Below are 1,770 nucleotides of genomic sequence, written 5' to 3'. Positions count from 1 at the left end.
AGAACCAACACAGTGGACGCGAGCAACTGAGGACAAGCCCTCGGCCTATTAGTACCGGTCACCTCCACACGTTACCGTGCTTCCAGATCCGGCCTATCAACCCAGTCGTCTACTGGGAGCCTTACCCCATCAAGTGGGTGGGAGTCCTCATCTCGAAGCAGGCTTCCCGCTTAGATGCTTTCAGCGGTTATCCCTCCCGAACGTAGCCAACCAGCCATGCCCTTGGCAGAACAACTGGCACACCAGAGGTTCGTCCGTCCCGGTCCTCTCGTACTAGGGACAGCCCTTCTCAAGACTCCTACGCGCACAGCGGATAGGGACCGAACTGTCTCACGACGTTCTAAACCCAGCTCGCGTACCGCTTTAATGGGCGAACAGCCCAACCCTTGGGACCGACTCCAGCCCCAGGATGCGACGAGCCGACATCGAGGTGCCAAACCATCCCGTCGATATGGACTCTTGGGGAAGATCAGCCTGTTATCCCCGGGGTACCTTTTATCCGTTGAGCGACGGCGCTTCCACAAGCCACCGCCGGATCACTAGTCCCGACTTTCGTCCCTGCTCGACCCGTCGGTCTCACAGTCAAGCTCCCTTGTGCACTTACACTCACCACCTGATTGCCAACCAGGCTGAGGGAACCTTTGGGCGCCTCCGTTACCCTTTGGGAGGCAACCGCCCCAGTTAAACTACCCATCAGACACTGTCCCCGATCCGGATCACGGACCCGGGTTAGACATCCAGCACGACCAGACTGGTATTTCAACGACGACTCCCACCGAACTGGCGTCCGATGCTCACAGTCTCCCAGCTATCCTACACAAGCCGAACCGAACACCAATATCAAACTGTAGTAAAGGTCCCGGGGTCTTTCCGTCCTGCTGCGCGAAACGAGCATCTTTACTCGTAGTGCAATTTCACCGGGCCTATGGTTGAGACAGTCGAGAAGTCGTTACGCCATTCGTGCAGGTCGGAACTTACCCGACAAGGAATTTCGCTACCTTAGGATGGTTATAGTTACCACCGCCGTTTACTGGCGCTTAAGTTCTCAGCTTCGCCACCCCGAAGAATGACTAACCGGTCCCCTTAACGTTCCAGCACCGGGCAGGCGTCAGTCCGTATACATCGCCTTACGGCTTCGCACGGACCTGTGTTTTTAGTAAACAGTCGCTTCTCGCTGGTCTCTGCGGCCACCCCCAGCTCAGGATGTAAAACCCATCACCGGGTGTGGCCCCCCTTCTCCCGAAGTTACGGGGGCATTTTGCCGAGTTCCTTAACCATAGTTCACCCGAACGCCTCGGTATTCTCTACCAGACCACCTGAGTCGGTTTAGGGTACGGGCCGCCATGAAACTCGCTAGAGGCTTTTCTCGACAGCATAGGATCATCCACTTCACCACAATCGGCTCGGCATCAGGTCTCAGCCACACGCACGACGGATTTACCTATCGCACGGCCTACACCCTTACCCCGGGACAACCACCGCCCGGGATGGACTACCTTCCTGCGTCACCCCATCACTCACCTACTAACCGCTTGGACCGGCGGCTCCACCACTCCCCTCAACTCCGAAGAGATCAGGGCGGCTTCACGGCCTTAGCATCACGATGCTCGATGTTTGACGCTTCACAGCGGGTACCGGAATATCAACCGGTTATCCATCGACTACGCCTGTCGGCCTCGCCTTAGTCCCGACTTACCCTGGGCAGATCAGCTTGACCCAGGAACCCTTGGTCAATCGGCGCAAACGTTTCTCACGTTTGTATCGCTACTC

1 rRNA gene is annotated in these 1,770 nt (G+C 57.1%); it reads right to left on the bottom strand.

The features are described 5' to 3' along the window. Positions 1-28 precede the first annotated feature (28 nt). Positions 29-1,770: ribosomal RNA gene (locus STRIP9103_RS43380) — 23S ribosomal RNA — on the bottom strand; the annotation flags it as partial.

Source organism: Streptomyces ipomoeae 91-03, assembly GCF_000317595.1.
Classification (GTDB): Bacteria; Actinomycetota; Actinomycetes; order Streptomycetales; family Streptomycetaceae; genus Streptomyces; species Streptomyces ipomoeae.
Note: the sequence above shows the minus strand (reverse complement) of the source record. Positions and strands in the feature narration are given on the sequence as shown.